The organism is Citrobacter freundii complex sp. CFNIH9 (assembly GCF_002903305.1).
Taxonomy (GTDB): Bacteria; Pseudomonadota; Gammaproteobacteria; order Enterobacterales; family Enterobacteriaceae; genus Citrobacter; species Citrobacter portucalensis.
In genome coordinates, this window is record NZ_CP026241.1 from 162,191 (window position 1) to 177,786 (window position 15,596).

Here is a 15,596-nt window from a genome sequence, read left to right on the forward strand (position 1 = left end):
CGACAACAGCGAGAGCCGCTTCATGGGACTGATGACACGCATTGCCGATAAAACCGGCGCGCTCGGCAGCGTCGTTTCCGCGATGGGCTGCGCCGCCTGCTTTCCAGCCCTCGCCAGCTTCGGCGCGGCCATCGGGCTGGGCTTCTTGAGCCAGTACGAGGGACTGTTCATCAGCCGCCTGCTGCCGCTGTTTGCCGCGCTGGCCTTCCTGGCGAACGCGCTGGGTTGGTTCAGTCATCGGCAATGGCTGCGCAGTCTGCTCGGCATGATCGGCCCGGCCATCGTGTTTGCGGCCACGGTCTGGCTGCTCGGCAACTGGTGGACGGCGAACCTGATGTACGTCGGCCTGGCCTTGATGATTGGGGTGTCGATCTGGGACTTCGTGTCGCCGGCGCATCGCCGTTGCGGACTGGACGGCTGCGAACTCCCCGCCAAGCGCTTGTGAAAGACGGCTGACCGTGCGACACGGCGGCCCACACGAATAAGGAACGATGGTATGAGCACTCTCAAAATCACCGGCATGACTTGCGACTCGTGCGCAGTGCATGTCAAGGACGCCCTGGAGAAAGTGCCCGGCGTGCAATCAGCGGATGTCTCCTACGCCAAGGGCAGCGCCAAGCTCGCCATTGAGGTCGGCACGTCACCCGACGCGCTGACGGCCGCTGTAGCTGGACTCGGTTATCGGGCCACGCTGGCCGATGCCCCCTCAGTTTCGACGCCGGGCGGATTGCTCGACAAGATGCGCGATCTGCTGGGCAGAAACGACAAGACGGGTAGCAGCGGCGCATTGCATATCGCCGTCATCGGCAGCGGCGGGGCCGCGATGGCAGCGGCGCTGAAGGCCGTCGAGCAAGGCGCACGTGTCACGCTGATCGAGCGCGGCACCATCGGCGGCACCTGCGTCAATGTCGGTTGTGTGCCGTCCAAGATCATGATCCGCGCCGCCCATATCGCCCATCTGCGCCGGGAAAGCCCGTTCGATGGCGGCATCGCCGCTACCACGCCGACCATCCAGCGCACGGCGCTGCTGGCCCAGCAGCAGGCCCGCGTCGATGAACTGCGCCACGCCAAGTACGAAGGCATCTTGGAGGGCAATCCGGCGATCACTGTGCTGCACGGCTCCGCCCGCTTTAAGGACAATCGCAACCTGATCGTGCAACTCAACGACGGCGGCGAGCGCGTGGTGGCATTCGACCGCTGCCTGATCGCCACCGGCGCGAGCCCGGCCGTGCCGCCGATTCCCGGCCTGAAAGACACTCCGTACTGGACTTCCACTGAAGCGCTGGTCAGCGAGACGATTCCTAAGCGCCTGGCCGTGATTGGCTCATCAGTGGTGGCGCTGGAGCTGGCGCAGGCGTTCGCCCGACTCGGAGCGAAGGTGACGATCCTGGCTCGCAGCACGCTGTTCTTCCGCGAAGACCCAGCTATAGGCGAAGCCGTCACGGCCGCATTCCGCATGGAGGGCATCGAGGTGAGGGAACACACCCAGGCCAGCCAGGTCGCGTATATCAATGGTGAAGGGGACGGCGAATTCGTGCTCACCACGGCGCACGGCGAACTGCGCGCCGACAAGCTGCTGGTCGCCACCGGCCGCGCGCCCAACACACGCAAGCTGGCACTGGATGCGACGGGCGTCACGCTCACCCCGCAAGGCGCTATCGTCATCGACCCCGGCATGCGTACAAGCGTGGAACACATCTACGCCGCAGGCGACTGCACCGACCAGCCGCAGTTCGTCTATGTGGCGGCAGCGGCCGGCACTCGCGCCGCGATCAACATGACCGGCGGTGACGCGGCCCTGAACCTGACCGCGATGCCGGCCGTGGTGTTCACCGACCCGCAAGTGGCGACCGTAGGCTACAGCGAGGCGGAAGCGCACCATGACGGCATCAAAACTGATAGTCGCACGCTAACGCTGGACAACGTGCCGCGCGCGCTCGCCAACTTCGACACGCGCGGCTTCATCAAACTGGTGGTTGAAGAAGGCAGCGGACGACTGATCGGCGTGCAGGCAGTGGCCCCGGAAGCGGGCGAACTGATCCAGACGGCCGCACTGGCGATTCGCAACCGGATGACGGTGCAGGAACTGGCCGACCAGTTGTTCCCCTACCTGACGATGGTCGAAGGGTTGAAGCTCGCGGCGCAGACCTTCAACAAGGATGTGAAGCAGCTTTCCTGCTGCGCCGGGTGAGGACAAGGAGGTGTGCGATGAGCGCCTACACGGTATCGCAACTGGCCCATAACGCTGGGGTGAGCGTACATATCGTGCGCGACTACCTGGTGCGCGGCTTGTTACGGCCGGTGGCCTGCACCACGGGCGGCTACGGCGTGTTCGACGATGCGGCCTTGCAACGGCTGTGCTTCGTGCGCGCGGCCTTCGAGGCGGGTATCGGCCTGGATGCCCTGGCGCGGCTGTGCCGTGCGCTCGACGCAGCGGACGGCGCACAAGCCGCAGCGCAGCTTGCCGTGCTGCGCCAGTTGGTCGAGCGGCGGCGCGCGGCGTTGGCCCATCTGGACGCGCAACTGGCCTCCATGCCAGCCGAGCGGGCGCACGAGGAGGCATTGCCGTGAACGCCCCTGACAAACTGCCGCCCGAGACGCGCCAACCCGTTTCCGGCTACCTGTGGGGTGCGCTGGCCGTGTTGACCTGCCCCTGCCATCTGCCGATTCTCGCCGCCGTGCTGGCCGGGACGACCGCCGGTGCCTTCCTTGGCGAGCATTGGGGTGTTGCCGCGCTCGCGCTGACCGGCTTGTTCGTTCTGGCCGTAACGCGGCTGCTGCGCGCCTTCCGGGGCGGATCATGACGAGTTCGCAGCCCGCCGGATGGACGGCGGCCGAGTTGGCGCAGGCGGCGGCGCGCGGACAGCTTGACCTGCATTACCAGCCGCTGGTCGATCTGCGCGATCACCGGATCGCTGGCGCGGAAGCGTTGATGCGCTGGCGGCATCCGAGGCTTGGCCTGTTGCCGCCCGGCCAGTTCCTGCCGCTGGCCGAGTCGTTCGGCCTGATGCCGGAAATAGGCGCGTGGGTGCTGGGCGAGGCCTGTCGCCAGATGCACAAGTGGCAAGGACCGGCATGGCAACCGTTCCGTCTTGCCATCAATGTGTCCGCCAGCCAGGTTGGGCCAACGTTCGACGACGAGGTAAAGCGGGTGCTGGCCGATATGGCCCTGCCCGCCGAGCTTCTGGAGATCGAACTGACCGAATCGGTCGCATTCGGCAATCCAGCCCTGTTCGCCAGTTTCGACGCCTTGCGCGCCATCGGCGTGCGCTTCGCCGCCGACGACTTCGGCACCGGCTATTCCTGCCTGCAACATCTGAAATGCTGCCCCATCACCACATTGAAAATCGACCAATCCTTTGTCGCCAGGCTCCCGGATGATGCCCGTGACCAAACTATCGTGCGGGCGGTGATCCAGCTCGCGCACGGGCTGGGCATGGATGTCATTTTCAGAAGACGACTGCACCAGTTGATTGGGCGTAATGGCTGTTGTGCAGCCAGCTCCTGACAGTTCAATATCAGAAGTGATCTGCACCAATCTCGACTATGCTCAATACTCGTGTGCACCAAAGCGAGGTGAGCATGGCGACGGACACCCCACGGATTCCAGAACAAGGCGTGGCCACTCTGCCTGATGAGGCTTGGGAGCGTGCGCGCCGTCGTGCGGAGATCATCAGTCCGTTGGCGCAGTCGGAGACGGTCGGGCACGAAGCGGCCGATATGGCGGCTCAGGCGCTGGGCTTGTCTCGGCGCCAGGTATACGTTCTGATCCGGCGTGCCCGGCAAGGCAGCGGCCTCGTGACGGATCTGGTGCCCGGCCAGTCCGGTGGAGGTAAAGGTAAGGGGCGCTTGCCGGAACCGGTCGAGCGCGTCATCCACGAGCTACTGCAAAAGCGGTTCCTGACCAAGCAGAAGCGCAGCCTAGCGGCCTTTCACCGCGAAGTCACTCAGGTGTGCAAGGCTCAAAAACTGCGAGTGCCGGCGCGCAATACCGTGGCCTTACGGATCGCTAGCCTTGACCCGCGCAAGGTCATCCGCCGGCGGGAAGGCCAGGATGCCGCTCGTGACCTACAAGGTGTGGGCGGCGAGCCTCCTGCCGTGACCGCGCCGCTGGAGCAGGTGCAGATAGACCATACGGTCATCGACCTGATCGTGGTCGATGACCGCGACCGGCAACCTATTGGCCGCCCGTACCTGACCCTCGCCATCGACGTGTTCACCCGCTGCGTGCTCGGCATGGTCGTCACGCTGGAAGCGCCGTCTGCCGTTTCGGTTGGCCTGTGCCTCGTGCATGTCGCCTGCGACAAGCGCCCTTGGCTGGAAGGACTGAACGTGGAAATGGATTGGCAGATGAGCGGCAAGCCCTTGCTGCTCTACCTAGACAACGCGGCCGAGTTCAAGAGCGAGGCCCTGCGCCGGGGTTGCGAGCAGCATGGCATCCGGCTGGACTATCGCCCGCTGGGACAGCCGCACTATGGCGGCATCGTGGAACGGATCATCGGCACGGCGATGCAGATGATTCACGACGAACTGCCGGGAACGACCTTCTCCAACCCTGACCAGCGCGGCGACTACGATTCCGAAAACAAGGCCGCCCTGACGCTGCGCGAGCTAGAGCGCTGGCTCACATTGGCGGTCGGCACCTACCACGGTTCGGTGCACAACGGCCTGCTCCAACCGCCGGCCGCGCGCTGGGCCGAGGCCGTGGCGCGTGTCGGCGTACCGGCCGTCGTCACACGCGCTACTTCGTTCCTGGTCGATTTTCTGCCGATCCTCCGGCGCACGCTGACCCGCACCGGCTTTGTCATCGACCACATCCACTACTACGCCGATGGGCACTGTTGCAAATAGTCGGTGGTGATAAACTTATCATCCCCTTTTGCTGATGGAGCTGCACATGAACCCATTCAAAGGCCGGCATTTTCAGCGTGACATCATTCTGTGGGCCGTACGCTGGTACTGCAAATACGGCATCAGTTACCGTGAGCTGCAGGAGATGCTGGCTGAACGCGGAGTGAATGTCGATCACTCCACGATTTACCGCTGGGTTCAGCGTTATGCGCCTGAAATGGAAAAACGGCTGCGCTGGTACTGGCGTAACCCTTCCGATCTTTGCCCGTGGCACATGGATGAAACCTACGTGAAGGTCAATGGCCGCTGGGCGTATCTGTACCGGGCCGTCGACAGCCGGGGCCGCACTGTCGATTTTTATCTCTCCTCCCGTCGTAACAGCAAAGCTGCATACCGGTTTCTGGGTAAAATCCTCAACAACGTGAAGAAGTGGCAGATCCCGCGATTCATCAACACGGATAAAGCGCCCGCCTATGGTCGCGCGCTTGCTCTGCTCAAACGCGAAGGCCGGTGCCCGTCTGACGTTGAACACCGACAGATTAAGTACCGGAACAACGTGATTGAATGCGATCATGGCAAACTGAAACGGATAATCGGCGCCACGCTGGGATTTAAATCCATGAAGACGGCTTACGCCACCATCAAAGGTATTGAGGTGATGCGTGCACTACGCAAAGGCCAGGCCTCAGCATTTTATTATGGTGATCCCCTGGGCGAAATGCGCCTGGTAAGCAGAGTTTTTGAAATGTAAGGCCTTTGAATAAGACAAAAGGCTGCCTCATCGCTAACTTTGCAACAGTGCCCGTTTTTCCGATGTGCCGAAATGCCCGCTTACCAGGGTGTGCAGCTCATTCAGAATATAATCATACATCTGATAATGCGCTTTCCACGGCTCCTGTGTGGCATTGACATAAAACCCGGCACCCTGGCCGAGATCGTACTCTTTATCATCCGCCACCTGACTGCCGCGCGGACTGGTATCCGGCGCGACAATCACCAGGCCGTGTTCCGCTGCGTAACGCTGTGCCCCGGCTTTGGTGATAAAATTCTGCTCGTTGCAGGTCAGCCCGGAAAGCCAGTACAGCACAGGACATTTCTCTGTTTTTGCCTGCGGCGGCAGAAACACGGAAAAAGTCATCGGCGTGCCGGTCACCGCAGAGTGGTGACGCCAGACTTCCTGGCTGCCGCCGAAACAGACGTGATGTTCAATCCGTTCCATAGTATCTCCCTGAATACGTTATCAGTAATGAATGACTGTGCGGATGGATTTGCCGTCGTGCATCAAATCAAAAGCTTCATTGATTTTATCCAGTTCCATGGTGTGCGTGACAAACGGCGCCAGCTCGATTTTGCCGCTCATGGCATCTTCCACCATTCCCGGCAACTGGGTACGCCCTTTCACGCCGCCGAACGCCGTGCCTTTCCAGACCCGGCCGGTCACCAGCTGGAACGGACGGGTTGAAATCTCTTTTCCGGCACCCGCCACCCCGATAATTACCGACTGCCCCCAGCCACGGTGCGCACTTTCCAGCGCCGACCGCATCACATTGACATTGCCGATACATTCAAAGGTATGATCCACACCCCATTTGGTCATTTCGACCAGCACCTGCTGAACAGGTTTGTCATAATCATTGGGATTAATGCAGTCTGTGGCGCCGAACTGTTTTGCCAGCTCAAACTTGGATGGATTGGTATCGATGGCAAAGATGCGCCCCGCTTTTGCCTGACGTGCGCCCTGCACCACGGCCAGCCCGATACCGCCGAGGCCGAATACCGCCACAGAATCCCCTTCCTGTACCTTCGCGGTATTGTGTACCGCGCCGATCCCGGTGGTCACGCCGCAGCCGAGCAGGCAAACCTGCTCCGCATTGGCCTGCGGATTGATTTTCGCCAGTGATACTTCCGCCACAACGGTATATTCGCTGAATGTCGAGCAGCCCATATAGTGATAGAGCGGCTGACCGTTATACGAAAAACGGCTGGTGCCGTCCGGCATCACGCCTTTGCCCTGGGTTTCGCGGACGGCAACACAGAGGTTGGTTTTACCGGAGGTACAGAAATCACACTCGCCGCACTCGGCGGTGTACAGCGGGATCACATGGTCGCCCGGTTTCACACTGGTCACGCCCTCACCGACCTCAACCACCACCCCGGCACCTTCATGGCCGAGCACCACCGGGAACAGACCTTCCGGATCATCACCGGAAAGCGTGTAGGCATCGGTATGGCATACCCCGGTGTGACTGATTTTCACCAGCACTTCACCTTTCTTCGGCGGTGCCACATCAATTTCAACAATTTCAAGGGGTAAACCCGGCCCGAAGGCGACTGCTGCGCGTGATTTCATAACGGTTCCTCTGTGTCTGAGGCTTATCATGGCAGGCGATAAGCACGAATGCCGTCCACCATACCGCACAACAGCGCTGCCTGTATAGCGCCGGTCAGCAGGTGGCCGCCACCGGTGCCGGTTTTCTGATCAGCAGACAGATTGCCAGCAGCAGACCGTACAGTGCCGTGCCAATCAGCCACACCGTACCGTCCGCACTCTGCTGTGTCTGACTGAAAATAAAAGCAAACAGCAGCGGGCCCGCCACGCCGGTCAGATTGGTCAGGCTGACCAGCACACCCTGTAGTTTTCCCTGATTTGCCGCCGATGCCCCGGCAGAGATAATGCCCTGCAATGCAGGCAGTGCAATTCCGCCGCCTGCCAGCAGGATCAGGACCGGATACACCATCCATCCGGAAGTGATAGCAGACATCAGTAAAAACGCGGTGGCATCGGCAATAAATCCGGCGAAAATAATGGTTTTCTCACTCAGCCGTTTTGCCAGCGCCCCGGCAACCACCGCCTGAAACAGTGCATGCATCGCCCCGAGTCCCGCCAGTGAAAAACCGACCGCCGCGCTGTCCCAGGCAAAGCGGCTCTCCGTAAACAATACCCAGACAGTGGCCGGGATCTGCCCGATAAGCTGCGCGGTAAAAAAGACAAACAGCAACAGCGCCAGAGGTTTAAGCAGTGTGATAAAGCTGATACCTGCGCTTTCTTGTTTCTGCTCCGCCGGTTTTTCTTCTGTCTGTACCGCCGGTTTAAAGATAAAAAAGACCATCAGAAAGGTGCAGGCATTCAGTATTGCCGCAATGACAAACGGCAGATGCGGTGAGATATCCCCCGCCAGTCCGCCGATAGCCGGCCCGGCAATCAGCCCGGCACCAAAGGCCGCACCGAGACGGCCGAACCAGGCGGTACGCTCGCTGACCGCCGTGCTGTCCGCCACTACCGAAGCCGCAACCGCGCCGGTGGCACCAGTGATCCCGGAGATAATCCGCCCGAGATACAACATCCACAGCACATTGGACAGTGCCAGCAGTGTGTAATCAAACGCGGCACCCGCCAGGGATAACAGCAGCACCGGTCTGCGCCCCAGCTTATCTGACCATCTGCCCAGCAGCGGAGCAAAACAGACCTGCATCACCGCATACAGCGCCAGCAGAATGCCGTAATGGTTTGCCACATCCGCTTCCGGGAGATATTCCCGCAGCAGTGACGGTAATACCGGCATGATCAGACCAATTCCCATCGCGTCCAGCAGTGTAATCACCAGCGCGATGACAGCGGGTTTATTCATTTTTCAGATCCTGTGTTAATTCCCTATCATTGATAGAGTTGGAATATATCCCTATCAATGATAGAGTGTCAATCTGAAAATCGGAGGAGACGGTCATGGCACGGCTGAACAGAGAATCGGTTATTGATGCGGCACTGGAACTGCTGAATGAGACAGGGATTGACGGGCTGACGACCCGCAAGCTGGCGCAGAAGCTGGGAATAGAACAGCCGACACTTTACTGGCATGTGAAAAATAAACGGGCGTTACTGGATGCGCTGGCGGTGGAGATCCTGGCGCGTCATCATGATTATTCACTGCCTGCGGCGGGGGAATCCTGGCAGTCATTTCTGCGCAATAATGCAATGAGTTTCCGCCGGGCGCTGCTGCGTTACCGTGACGGGGCAAAAGTGCACCTCGGCACCCGCCCTGATGAAAAACAGTATGATACGGTGGAAACCCAGTTACGCTTTATGACAGAAAACGGCTTTTCACTGCGCGACGGGTTATATGCGATTTCAGCGGTCAGTCATTTTACCCTTGGTGCCGTACTGGAGCAGCAGGAGCATACTGCCGCCCTGACCGACCGCCCTGCAGCACCGGACGAAAACCTGCCGCCGCTATTGCGGGAAGCGCTGCAGATTATGGACAGTGATGATGGTGAGCAGGCCTTTCTGCATGGCCTGGAGAGCCTGATCCGGGGGTTTGAGGTGCAGCTTACGGCACTGTTGCAAATAGTCGGTGGTGATAAACTTATCATCCCCTTTTGCTGATGGAGCTGCACATGAACCCATTCAAAGGCCGGCATTTTCAGCGTGACATCATTCTGTGGGCCGTACGCTGGTACTGCAAATACGGCATCAGTTACCGTGAGCTGCAGGAGATGCTGGCTGAACGCGGAGTGAATGTCGATCACTCCACGATTTACCGCTGGGTTCAGCGTTATGCGCCTGAAATGGAAAAACGGCTGCGCTGGTACTGGCGTAACCCTTCCGATCTTTGCCCGTGGCACATGGATGAAACCTACGTGAAGGTCAATGGCCGCTGGGCGTATCTGTACCGGGCCGTCGACAGCCGGGGCCGCACTGTCGATTTTTATCTCTCCTCCCGTCGTAACAGCAAAGCTGCATACCGGTTTCTGGGTAAAATCCTCAACAACGTGAAGAAGTGGCAGATCCCGCGATTCATCAACACGGATAAAGCGCCCGCCTATGGTCGCGCGCTTGCTCTGCTCAAACGCGAAGGCCGGTGCCCGTCTGACGTTGAACACCGACAGATTAAGTACCGGAACAACGTGATTGAATGCGATCATGGCAAACTGAAACGGATAATCGGCGCCACGCTGGGATTTAAATCCATGAAGACGGCTTACGCCACCATCAAAGGTATTGAGGTGATGCGTGCACTACGCAAAGGCCAGGCCTCAGCATTTTATTATGGTGATCCCCTGGGCGAAATGCGCCTGGTAAGCAGAGTTTTTGAAATGTAAGGCCTTTGAATAAGACAAAAGGCTGCCTCATCGCTAACTTTGCAACAGTGCCTTCTGAAACGAAATTACAGATTACGGTTAAAATATAAAAAAAAGCCACCAATCCTGCCGGATACGGTGGCTTAAATACAGAATTAATTAATTTATTTCAGTATGTTATCACACATCAGCTGAAGTGTATTGATAAACCTTGCTGCATGAAAACCATCACAGACTGCATGATGAACCTGTACAGAAACAGGTAATAGTACGCGGTCACCTTCCTGCTGAAACTTTGCCATTGTAAAAACCGGGGAAAAATAATCATCATTTCCGGTGATATTCAGATTAAATCCGTCAAAACTCACCCAGGGTAACGATGATATATTCAGGTGATTCTCCGGTAAATTTCCCTGCGGAAACAACCTGGTATCATGCTGATATTCTGCTGTTACCGCGTTATAACCCGCCATAAACTCACTGAGATCCGGAAAATAACGGCAGGACAGTGCGGAGAATGTTTCGGTTTCTTTATGAAAGACAGTAAAGACCGGGTCTGACTGTTCCCAGTAAATCAGTTCATTATCTTTCATTGCCATCCGGAACTCCGGAAACTGATTAACAGCCCGGGAGATCAGGTAAATCATCAGCGGATAAAACTTATAACCGGTTTTCGCCAGTGCAGTACGCAAAGCGGTAATATCGAGTTTGGTGGTCAGGCTGAATCCGCATTTAATCTGCTGACGATAAAGGGCAAAATGTTCCCTGCGATTCCAGGTATTCAGGTCAATCCGGGTAAAATTCATGGTTATTCCTTCTGATTAATAGTGAAAAATATTAATAATCAGAAGGCAGTCTGGTTGTCTCAATGGGTAACATTCCGTCCTCCGTAAGCTGTCTGGTATTCAGTAATAATACCCGATACGGGCTTAATCTGTATTAAGCCCGGTTTTATTTATTCCGGCCACTCATCCGCAAATACATAGCGGATCAGTTCTGCGGATTCACGGGGCGGTGCTCTCAGCACATCCGCCATTAAATCAATTTCCATCTGACAGGTTTGCAGCTTGTCTTCCGCCAGCACATACGGATCATCCGTCAGGAAACTATCGCCGTATTTATCCACCGACCCCTGTATTTGTGCCGAAAATAATGACTGAATTTCATCAGCGGAATAATGCGCAACCGGAGCCCCTTCACCGGCTGAATTCACCAGATCCAGCAACGCTCTGTTACCGATAATAAAGTCACGGTACCCGGCGGAAGCCTTTTTCATATCCGGCGGGCCAGACACTTCCGGATGCAGCACACGAAAGCAGAAGTCACCGGAGGTATCCTGCGCCAGTGCTTTCTGCAAAAATTCCAGCCGCATTTTCCCGTAATTAATCACCGCGTCATCCCCCGCGAGATAAAGCAGTTTTTTAATATTTTCGGTGGCCCACTGTTGCAGGCGCATATAGTACTCTAAACAGGGCACTGTTGCAAATAGTCGGTGGTGATAAACTTATCATCCCCTTTTGCTGATGGAGCTGCACATGAACCCATTCAAAGGCCGGCATTTTCAGCGTGACATCATTCTGTGGGCCGTACGCTGGTACTGCAAATACGGCATCAGTTACCGTGAGCTGCAGGAGATGCTGGCTGAACGCGGAGTGAATGTCGATCACTCCACGATTTACCGCTGGGTTCAGCGTTATGCGCCTGAAATGGAAAAACGGCTGCGCTGGTACTGGCGTAACCCTTCCGATCTTTGCCCGTGGCACATGGATGAAACCTACGTGAAGGTCAATGGCCGCTGGGCGTATCTGTACCGGGCCGTCGACAGCCGGGGCCGCACTGTCGATTTTTATCTCTCCTCCCGTCGTAACAGCAAAGCTGCATACCGGTTTCTGGGTAAAATCCTCAACAACGTGAAGAAGTGGCAGATCCCGCGATTCATCAACACGGATAAAGCGCCCGCCTATGGTCGCGCGCTTGCTCTGCTCAAACGCGAAGGCCGGTGCCCGTCTGACGTTGAACACCGACAGATTAAGTACCGGAACAACGTGATTGAATGCGATCATGGCAAACTGAAACGGATAATCGGCGCCACGCTGGGATTTAAATCCATGAAGACGGCTTACGCCACCATCAAAGGTATTGAGGTGATGCGTGCACTACGCAAAGGCCAGGCCTCAGCATTTTATTATGGTGATCCCCTGGGCGAAATGCGCCTGGTAAGCAGAGTTTTTGAAATGTAAGGCCTTTGAATAAGACAAAAGGCTGCCTCATCGCTAACTTTGCAACAGTGCCGCGCGACGAGCAGCAGCACCAGGAGCAGAAGCACGTCGAGAAAAAGCAACAGCAGATCGAGCAGCGCCCACGGCGGGCCGCTCGCATCGGATAAGTCGAAAAATCCGGCTAAAGTGGCCGAGCTGCACATCAGGCCGCGCGGTTTTCCTCCCTGATCGCCGGCGCGGTTTCTTCCTCCCTGAACCGCATGCAGACTTGCCGCCTCGGACACCCCGAGGCGGTTTTTTTTCGCCTCGCTCGAGCATCGCCGCATCCGACGATGCCGAGACGACCAGGCCGCGCACGTCGAGCTGCAGCATCGCCATTGCCGACGATGGCACCAGGTCGCCGGCGGTGGCCACCGACCTCGAGCTCGCATCGCCACATCCGACGATGCGCGCCGGCGTCGACCATCGCCAGGTCTGACGATGGCGGCCGCCCTGCCCTGGATCTCGCATCGCCATTTCTGGCGATGAGATCCACGGAGCGGCCATTTAGACCCGCCAATAACGACCCGGCCAAGATAAATCGCATGACGGCCTTTTTGGCCGGGGGTAGCATGACCGGACACTTTGCGTATGCCCAAAGGAGCCCGCAAGTATGCGCAGGACGAAGCCAGTAGCCGCGCCGATGGTGGCGCGGGTCTATCTGCGCGTCAGCACCGACGCGCAGGACTTGGAACGCCAAGAGGCGATCACTACGGCCGCGAAGGCCGCCGGCTACTACGTCGCCGGCATCTACCGTGAGAAGGCATCCGGCGCACGCGCCGACCGGCCTGAGCTGCTGCGCATGATCGGCGACCTACAGCCCGGCGAGGTGGTCATTGCCGAGAAGATCGACCGCATCAGCCGCCTACCTTTGCCCGAGGCCGAGCGCCTGGTGGCCTCGATACAGGCCAAAGGCGCAAGCCTGGCCGTCCCTGGCGTGGTCGATCTATCCGACCTGGCGGCCGAGGCCCAGGGCGTCGCCAAGATCGTGCTGGAAGCCGTGCAGATCATGCTTTTTCGCCTGGCCTTGCAGATGGCCCGCGACGACTACGAGGACAGGCGCGAACGCCAGCGCCAAGGCATTGAGTTGGCCCGCCAGGCCGGGCGGTACAAGGGCCGCCGTGCTGATCCGAAGCGCCGCGCCCAAGTTGTCGCGCTGCGCAAGTCCGGCTACAGCATCAACAAGACCGCCGAGCTGGCCGGGTACAGTGCGGCCCAGGTGAAACGGATATGGGCCGAGGTCAGCCAGGCCGAAGCGAAGCAGCACGGCGCGTTCGTGGAGGACGCATTGACGGAAGCCGATGCCCTGGCCGCTGTCGGCCAGGATGAGCGCCAGGAGGAAAGGGCATGAAGAAGCCGAACCAAGACGACGAGCCGTTTTTCATCACCGAGGAGATTGCGGCCGAAATGATCGCCGGCGGCTATGAGTTCGAGCTGCCGCCCATTCCTTGCACCATCCGCCTACGCGACGTGCTGGAGCGCATGACCGATGCTGAGCTAGCATTGCAGCCGGGCGAGATCGCCGACCAGGAGCGTGAACGCTGCCGGCGCAAGCCGTGTTCAACCTCATGATCTGGTCATGGTATTTTTCATGGCACTGAGCCTGATAGTTCTTGCAAATTGTTGTCACTAAAGGGTTTTGTGTGCTTGTTTACAATCGAGTGGGAGTGACGGGCACTGGCTGGCAATGTCTAGCAACGGCAGGCATTTCGGCTGAGGGTAAAAGAACTTTCCGCTAAGCGATAGACTGTATGTAAACACAGTATTGCAAGGACGCGGAACATGCCTCATGTGGCGGCCAGGACGGCCAGCCGGGATCGGGATACTGGTCGTTACCAGAGCCACCGACCCGAGCAAACCCTTCTCTATCAGATCGTTGACGAGTATTACCCGGCATTCGCTGCGCTTATGGCAGAGCAGGGAAAGGAATTGCCGGGCTATGTGCAACGGGAATTTGAAGAATTTCTCCAATGCGGGCGGCTGGAGCATGGCTTTCTACGGGTTCGCTGCGAGTCTTGCCACGCCGAGCACCTGGTCGCTTTCAGCTGTAAGCGTCGCGGTTTCTGCCCGAGCTGTGGGGCGCGGCGGATGGCCGAAAGTGCCGCCTTGCTGGTTGATGAAGTACTGCCTGAACAACCCATGCGTCAGTGGGTGTTGAGCTTCCCGTTTCAGCTGCGTTTCCTGTTTGCCAGCCGGCCCGAGATCATGGGGTGGGTGCTGGGCATCGTTTACCGCGTCATTGCCACGCACCTGGTCAAGAAAGCGGGCCATACCCACCAAGTGGCCAAGACGGGCGCGGTCACCCTGATCCAGCGTTTTGGATCGGCGCTCAATCTGAATGTTCACTTCCACATGCTGTTTCTCGACGGTGTGTATGTCGAGCAATCCCACGGCTCAGCGCGTTTCCGCTGGGTCAAGGCGCCGACCAGCCCAGAGCTCACCCAGCTGACGCACACCATCGCCCACCGGGTGGGTCGCTATCTGGAACGGCAAGGCCTGCTGGAACGGGATGTCGAAAACAGCTATCTGGCCTCGGATGCGGTGGATGACGACCCGATGACACCCCTGCTGGGGCACTCGATCACTTACCGTATCGCTGTCGGTTCACAGGCGGGGCGAAAGGTGTTCACTTTGCAAACTCTGCCGACCAGTGGTGATCCGTTCGGTGACGGGATTGGCAAGGTAGCCGGGTCCAGCCTGCACGCCGGCGTGGCGGCCAGGGCCGATGAACGCAAGAAGCTCGAACGGCTGTGCCGGTACATCAGCCGCCCGGCGGTATCCGAGAAGCGGCTGTCGTTAACACGAGGCGGCAACGTGCGCTACCAGCTCAAGACGCCGTACCGGGACGGCACCACGCACGTCATTTTCGAACCATTGGATTTCATTGCAAGGCTGGCCGCCCTGGTACCGAAGCCCAGAGTCAACCTAACCCGCTTCCACGGGGTGTTCGCACCCAACAGTCGGCACCGGGCGTTGGTCACGCCGGCAAAACGGGGCAGGGGCAACAAGGTCAGGGTGGCTGATGAACCGGCAACACCAGCACAACGGCGAGCGTCGATGACATGGGCGCAACGGCTCAAGCGTGTTTTCAATATCGACATCGAGACCTGCAGCGGCTGCGGCGGCGCCATGAAAGTCATCGCCTGCATTGAAGACCCTATAGTGATCAAGCAGATCCTTGATCACCTGAAGCACAAAGCCGAAACCAGCGGGACCAGGGCGTTACCCGAAAGCCGGGCGCCACCGGCTGAGCTGCTCCTGGGTCTGTTTGACTGACGAGCCTGAAGGCCAACGATACCAATCAAAATGCTGCGTTCACAGCGCCGCGGCAGGGATCCGCCGTGCTGGTTGTCGGAAAAGGAGCCGCTAGTGGGAAAGAGGAGGGTAAATTTTCAGCGTTGCTGGCTCCCC

At 58.6% G+C, this 15,596-nt stretch carries 17 protein-coding genes and 2 pseudogenes; 14 read left to right on the forward strand and 5 right to left on the reverse strand.

Translation table 11 applies throughout. The annotated features are described in order from the left end of the window. The first annotated feature begins 22 nt into the window (after nt 1–22). The 7 genes and pseudogenes from merC to C2U43_RS27010 all read left to right on the forward strand — a co-directional run bounded on the left by merC (nt 23) and on the right by C2U43_RS27010 (nt 5,602). Nucleotides 23–445, forward strand: a complete 423-nt coding sequence (merC, locus tag C2U43_RS26975; protein WP_001447540.1) for an organomercurial transporter MerC — start codon at nt 23–25, stop codon at nt 443–445. A gap of 51 nt (nt 446–496) precedes the next feature. Then, nucleotides 497–2,191, forward strand: a complete 1,695-nt coding sequence (merA, locus tag C2U43_RS26980) for a mercury(II) reductase (RefSeq protein ID WP_000105636.1) — start codon at nt 497–499, stop codon at nt 2,189–2,191. Nucleotides 2,192–2,208: 17 nt separating this feature from the next. Next, complete coding sequence (gene merD, locus C2U43_RS26985) at nt 2,209–2,571, forward strand: mercury resistance co-regulator MerD (protein WP_001277456.1); 363 nt, start codon at nt 2,209–2,211, stop codon at nt 2,569–2,571. Then, nucleotides 2,568–2,804: a broad-spectrum mercury transporter MerE gene (gene merE / locus C2U43_RS26990; protein ID WP_000993386.1), complete on the forward strand. Its 237-nt coding sequence runs from the start codon at nt 2,568–2,570 to the stop codon at nt 2,802–2,804. The genes merD and merE overlap by 4 nt, the downstream gene beginning before the upstream one ends. Before the next feature lie 35 nt (nt 2,805–2,839). Next, nucleotides 2,840–3,508: an EAL domain-containing protein gene (locus tag C2U43_RS26995; protein WP_001300294.1), complete on the forward strand. Its 669-nt coding sequence runs from the start codon at nt 2,840–2,842 to the stop codon at nt 3,506–3,508. Nucleotides 3,509–3,582: 74 nt separating this feature from the next. Next, nucleotides 3,583–4,833 (forward strand): annotated as a pseudogene (locus C2U43_RS27005) (transposase); the annotation flags it as partial. A 64-nt stretch (nt 4,834–4,897) separates the two neighbouring features. Continuing rightward, nucleotides 4,898–5,602: an IS6-like element IS26 family transposase gene (locus C2U43_RS27010; RefSeq protein WP_001067855.1), complete on the forward strand. Its 705-nt coding sequence runs from the start codon at nt 4,898–4,900 to the stop codon at nt 5,600–5,602. Nucleotides 5,603–5,647: 45 nt separating this feature from the next. Here C2U43_RS27010 and C2U43_RS27020 read toward each other — a convergent pair. The 3 genes and pseudogenes from C2U43_RS27020 to tet(D) form a co-directional block, all read right to left on the reverse strand. After that, nucleotides 5,648–6,070: pseudogene (locus C2U43_RS27020) on the reverse strand (alpha/beta hydrolase-fold protein); the annotation flags it as partial. 21 nt (nt 6,071–6,091) lie between these two features. Next, nucleotides 6,092–7,201, reverse strand: coding sequence for an S-(hydroxymethyl)glutathione dehydrogenase/class III alcohol dehydrogenase (locus tag C2U43_RS27025; RefSeq protein ID WP_000842134.1), 1,110 nt, complete (start codon nt 7,199–7,201; stop codon nt 6,092–6,094). A gap of 94 nt (nt 7,202–7,295) precedes the next feature. Then, complete coding sequence (gene tet(D), locus C2U43_RS27030; RefSeq protein ID WP_001039466.1) at nt 7,296–8,480, reverse strand: tetracycline efflux MFS transporter Tet(D); 1,185 nt, start codon at nt 8,478–8,480, stop codon at nt 7,296–7,298. Nucleotides 8,481–8,575: 95 nt separating this feature from the next. Between tet(D) and tetR(D) the strand changes: the two genes are divergently transcribed. Together tetR(D) and C2U43_RS27040 are read left to right on the forward strand one after the other, a co-directional pair. After that, a complete protein-coding gene (gene tetR(D) / locus C2U43_RS27035; RefSeq protein ID WP_000113282.1) occupies nt 8,576–9,232 on the forward strand; it encodes a tetracycline resistance transcriptional repressor TetR(D) in 657 nt (218 codons plus the stop codon). Nucleotides 9,233–9,243: 11 nt separating this feature from the next. Next, nucleotides 9,244–9,948, forward strand: a complete 705-nt coding sequence (locus C2U43_RS27040) for an IS6-like element IS26 family transposase (protein ID WP_001067855.1) — start codon at nt 9,244–9,246, stop codon at nt 9,946–9,948. A gap of 143 nt (nt 9,949–10,091) precedes the next feature. On the opposite strand, the gene C2U43_RS27050 is transcribed toward C2U43_RS27040, so the two are convergent. Continuing rightward, nucleotides 10,092–10,733 carry a type A-2 chloramphenicol O-acetyltransferase CatII gene (locus tag C2U43_RS27050; RefSeq protein ID WP_001011939.1) on the reverse strand — a complete coding sequence of 214 codons (642 nt, stop codon included), beginning with the start codon at nt 10,731–10,733 and terminating at the stop codon, nt 10,092–10,094. A gap of 149 nt (nt 10,734–10,882) precedes the next feature. Continuing rightward, nucleotides 10,883–11,383, reverse strand: coding sequence for a hypothetical protein (locus tag C2U43_RS27055; protein WP_001239317.1), 501 nt, complete (start codon nt 11,381–11,383; stop codon nt 10,883–10,885). 79 nt (nt 11,384–11,462) lie between these two features. Between C2U43_RS27055 and C2U43_RS27060 the strand changes: the two genes are divergently transcribed. From C2U43_RS27060 to C2U43_RS27080, 5 genes are all read left to right on the forward strand, one after another. Continuing rightward, entirely contained in the window at nt 11,463–12,167 is a 705-nt protein-coding gene (locus C2U43_RS27060) for an IS6-like element IS26 family transposase (protein WP_001067855.1), read from the forward strand. Nucleotides 12,168–12,172: 5 nt separating this feature from the next. Beyond that, a complete protein-coding gene (locus tag C2U43_RS29500; RefSeq protein ID WP_001044210.1) occupies nt 12,173–12,313 on the forward strand; it encodes a hypothetical protein in 141 nt (46 codons plus the stop codon). A gap of 485 nt (nt 12,314–12,798) precedes the next feature. After that, nucleotides 12,799–13,536, forward strand: a complete 738-nt coding sequence (locus tag C2U43_RS27070; RefSeq protein ID WP_001446887.1) for a recombinase family protein — start codon at nt 12,799–12,801, stop codon at nt 13,534–13,536. Continuing rightward, nucleotides 13,533–13,757 (forward strand): hypothetical protein, encoded by a 225-nt coding sequence (locus C2U43_RS27075; protein WP_000743213.1) that lies wholly within the window; start codon nt 13,533–13,535, stop codon nt 13,755–13,757. Before C2U43_RS27070 ends, C2U43_RS27075 begins: the two co-directional genes overlap by 4 nt. Before the next feature lie 210 nt (nt 13,758–13,967). After that, nucleotides 13,968–15,461, forward strand: a complete 1,494-nt coding sequence (locus C2U43_RS27080; protein WP_001120888.1) for an IS91-like element ISCR2 family transposase — start codon at nt 13,968–13,970, stop codon at nt 15,459–15,461. Nucleotides 15,462–15,596 lie beyond the last annotated feature (135 nt).

Bases quoted from the DNA above. Each gene is read 5' to 3' on its own strand.
- merC (WP_001447540.1), top strand. From the start codon at position 23: ATGGGACTGATGACACGCATTGCCGATAAAACCGGCGCGCTCGGCAGC.
- merA (WP_000105636.1), top strand. From the start codon at position 497: ATGAGCACTCTCAAAATCACCGGCATGACTTGCGACTCGTGCGCAGTG.
- merD (WP_001277456.1), top strand. From the start codon at position 2,209: ATGAGCGCCTACACGGTATCGCAACTGGCCCATAACGCTGGGGTGAGC.
- C2U43_RS27010 (WP_001067855.1), top strand. From the start codon at position 4,898: ATGAACCCATTCAAAGGCCGGCATTTTCAGCGTGACATCATTCTGTGG.
- C2U43_RS27025 (WP_000842134.1), bottom strand. From the start codon at position 7,201: ATGAAATCACGCGCAGCAGTCGCCTTCGGGCCGGGTTTACCCCTTGAA.
- C2U43_RS27040 (WP_001067855.1), top strand. From the start codon at position 9,244: ATGAACCCATTCAAAGGCCGGCATTTTCAGCGTGACATCATTCTGTGG.
- C2U43_RS27050 (WP_001011939.1), bottom strand. From the start codon at position 10,733: ATGAATTTTACCCGGATTGACCTGAATACCTGGAATCGCAGGGAACAT.
- C2U43_RS27055 (WP_001239317.1), bottom strand. From the start codon at position 11,383: ATGCGCCTGCAACAGTGGGCCACCGAAAATATTAAAAAACTGCTTTAT.
- C2U43_RS27060 (WP_001067855.1), top strand. From the start codon at position 11,463: ATGAACCCATTCAAAGGCCGGCATTTTCAGCGTGACATCATTCTGTGG.
- C2U43_RS27070 (WP_001446887.1), top strand. From the start codon at position 12,799: ATGCGCAGGACGAAGCCAGTAGCCGCGCCGATGGTGGCGCGGGTCTAT.
- C2U43_RS27075 (WP_000743213.1), top strand. From the start codon at position 13,533: ATGAAGAAGCCGAACCAAGACGACGAGCCGTTTTTCATCACCGAGGAG.
- C2U43_RS27080 (WP_001120888.1), top strand. From the start codon at position 13,968: ATGCCTCATGTGGCGGCCAGGACGGCCAGCCGGGATCGGGATACTGGT.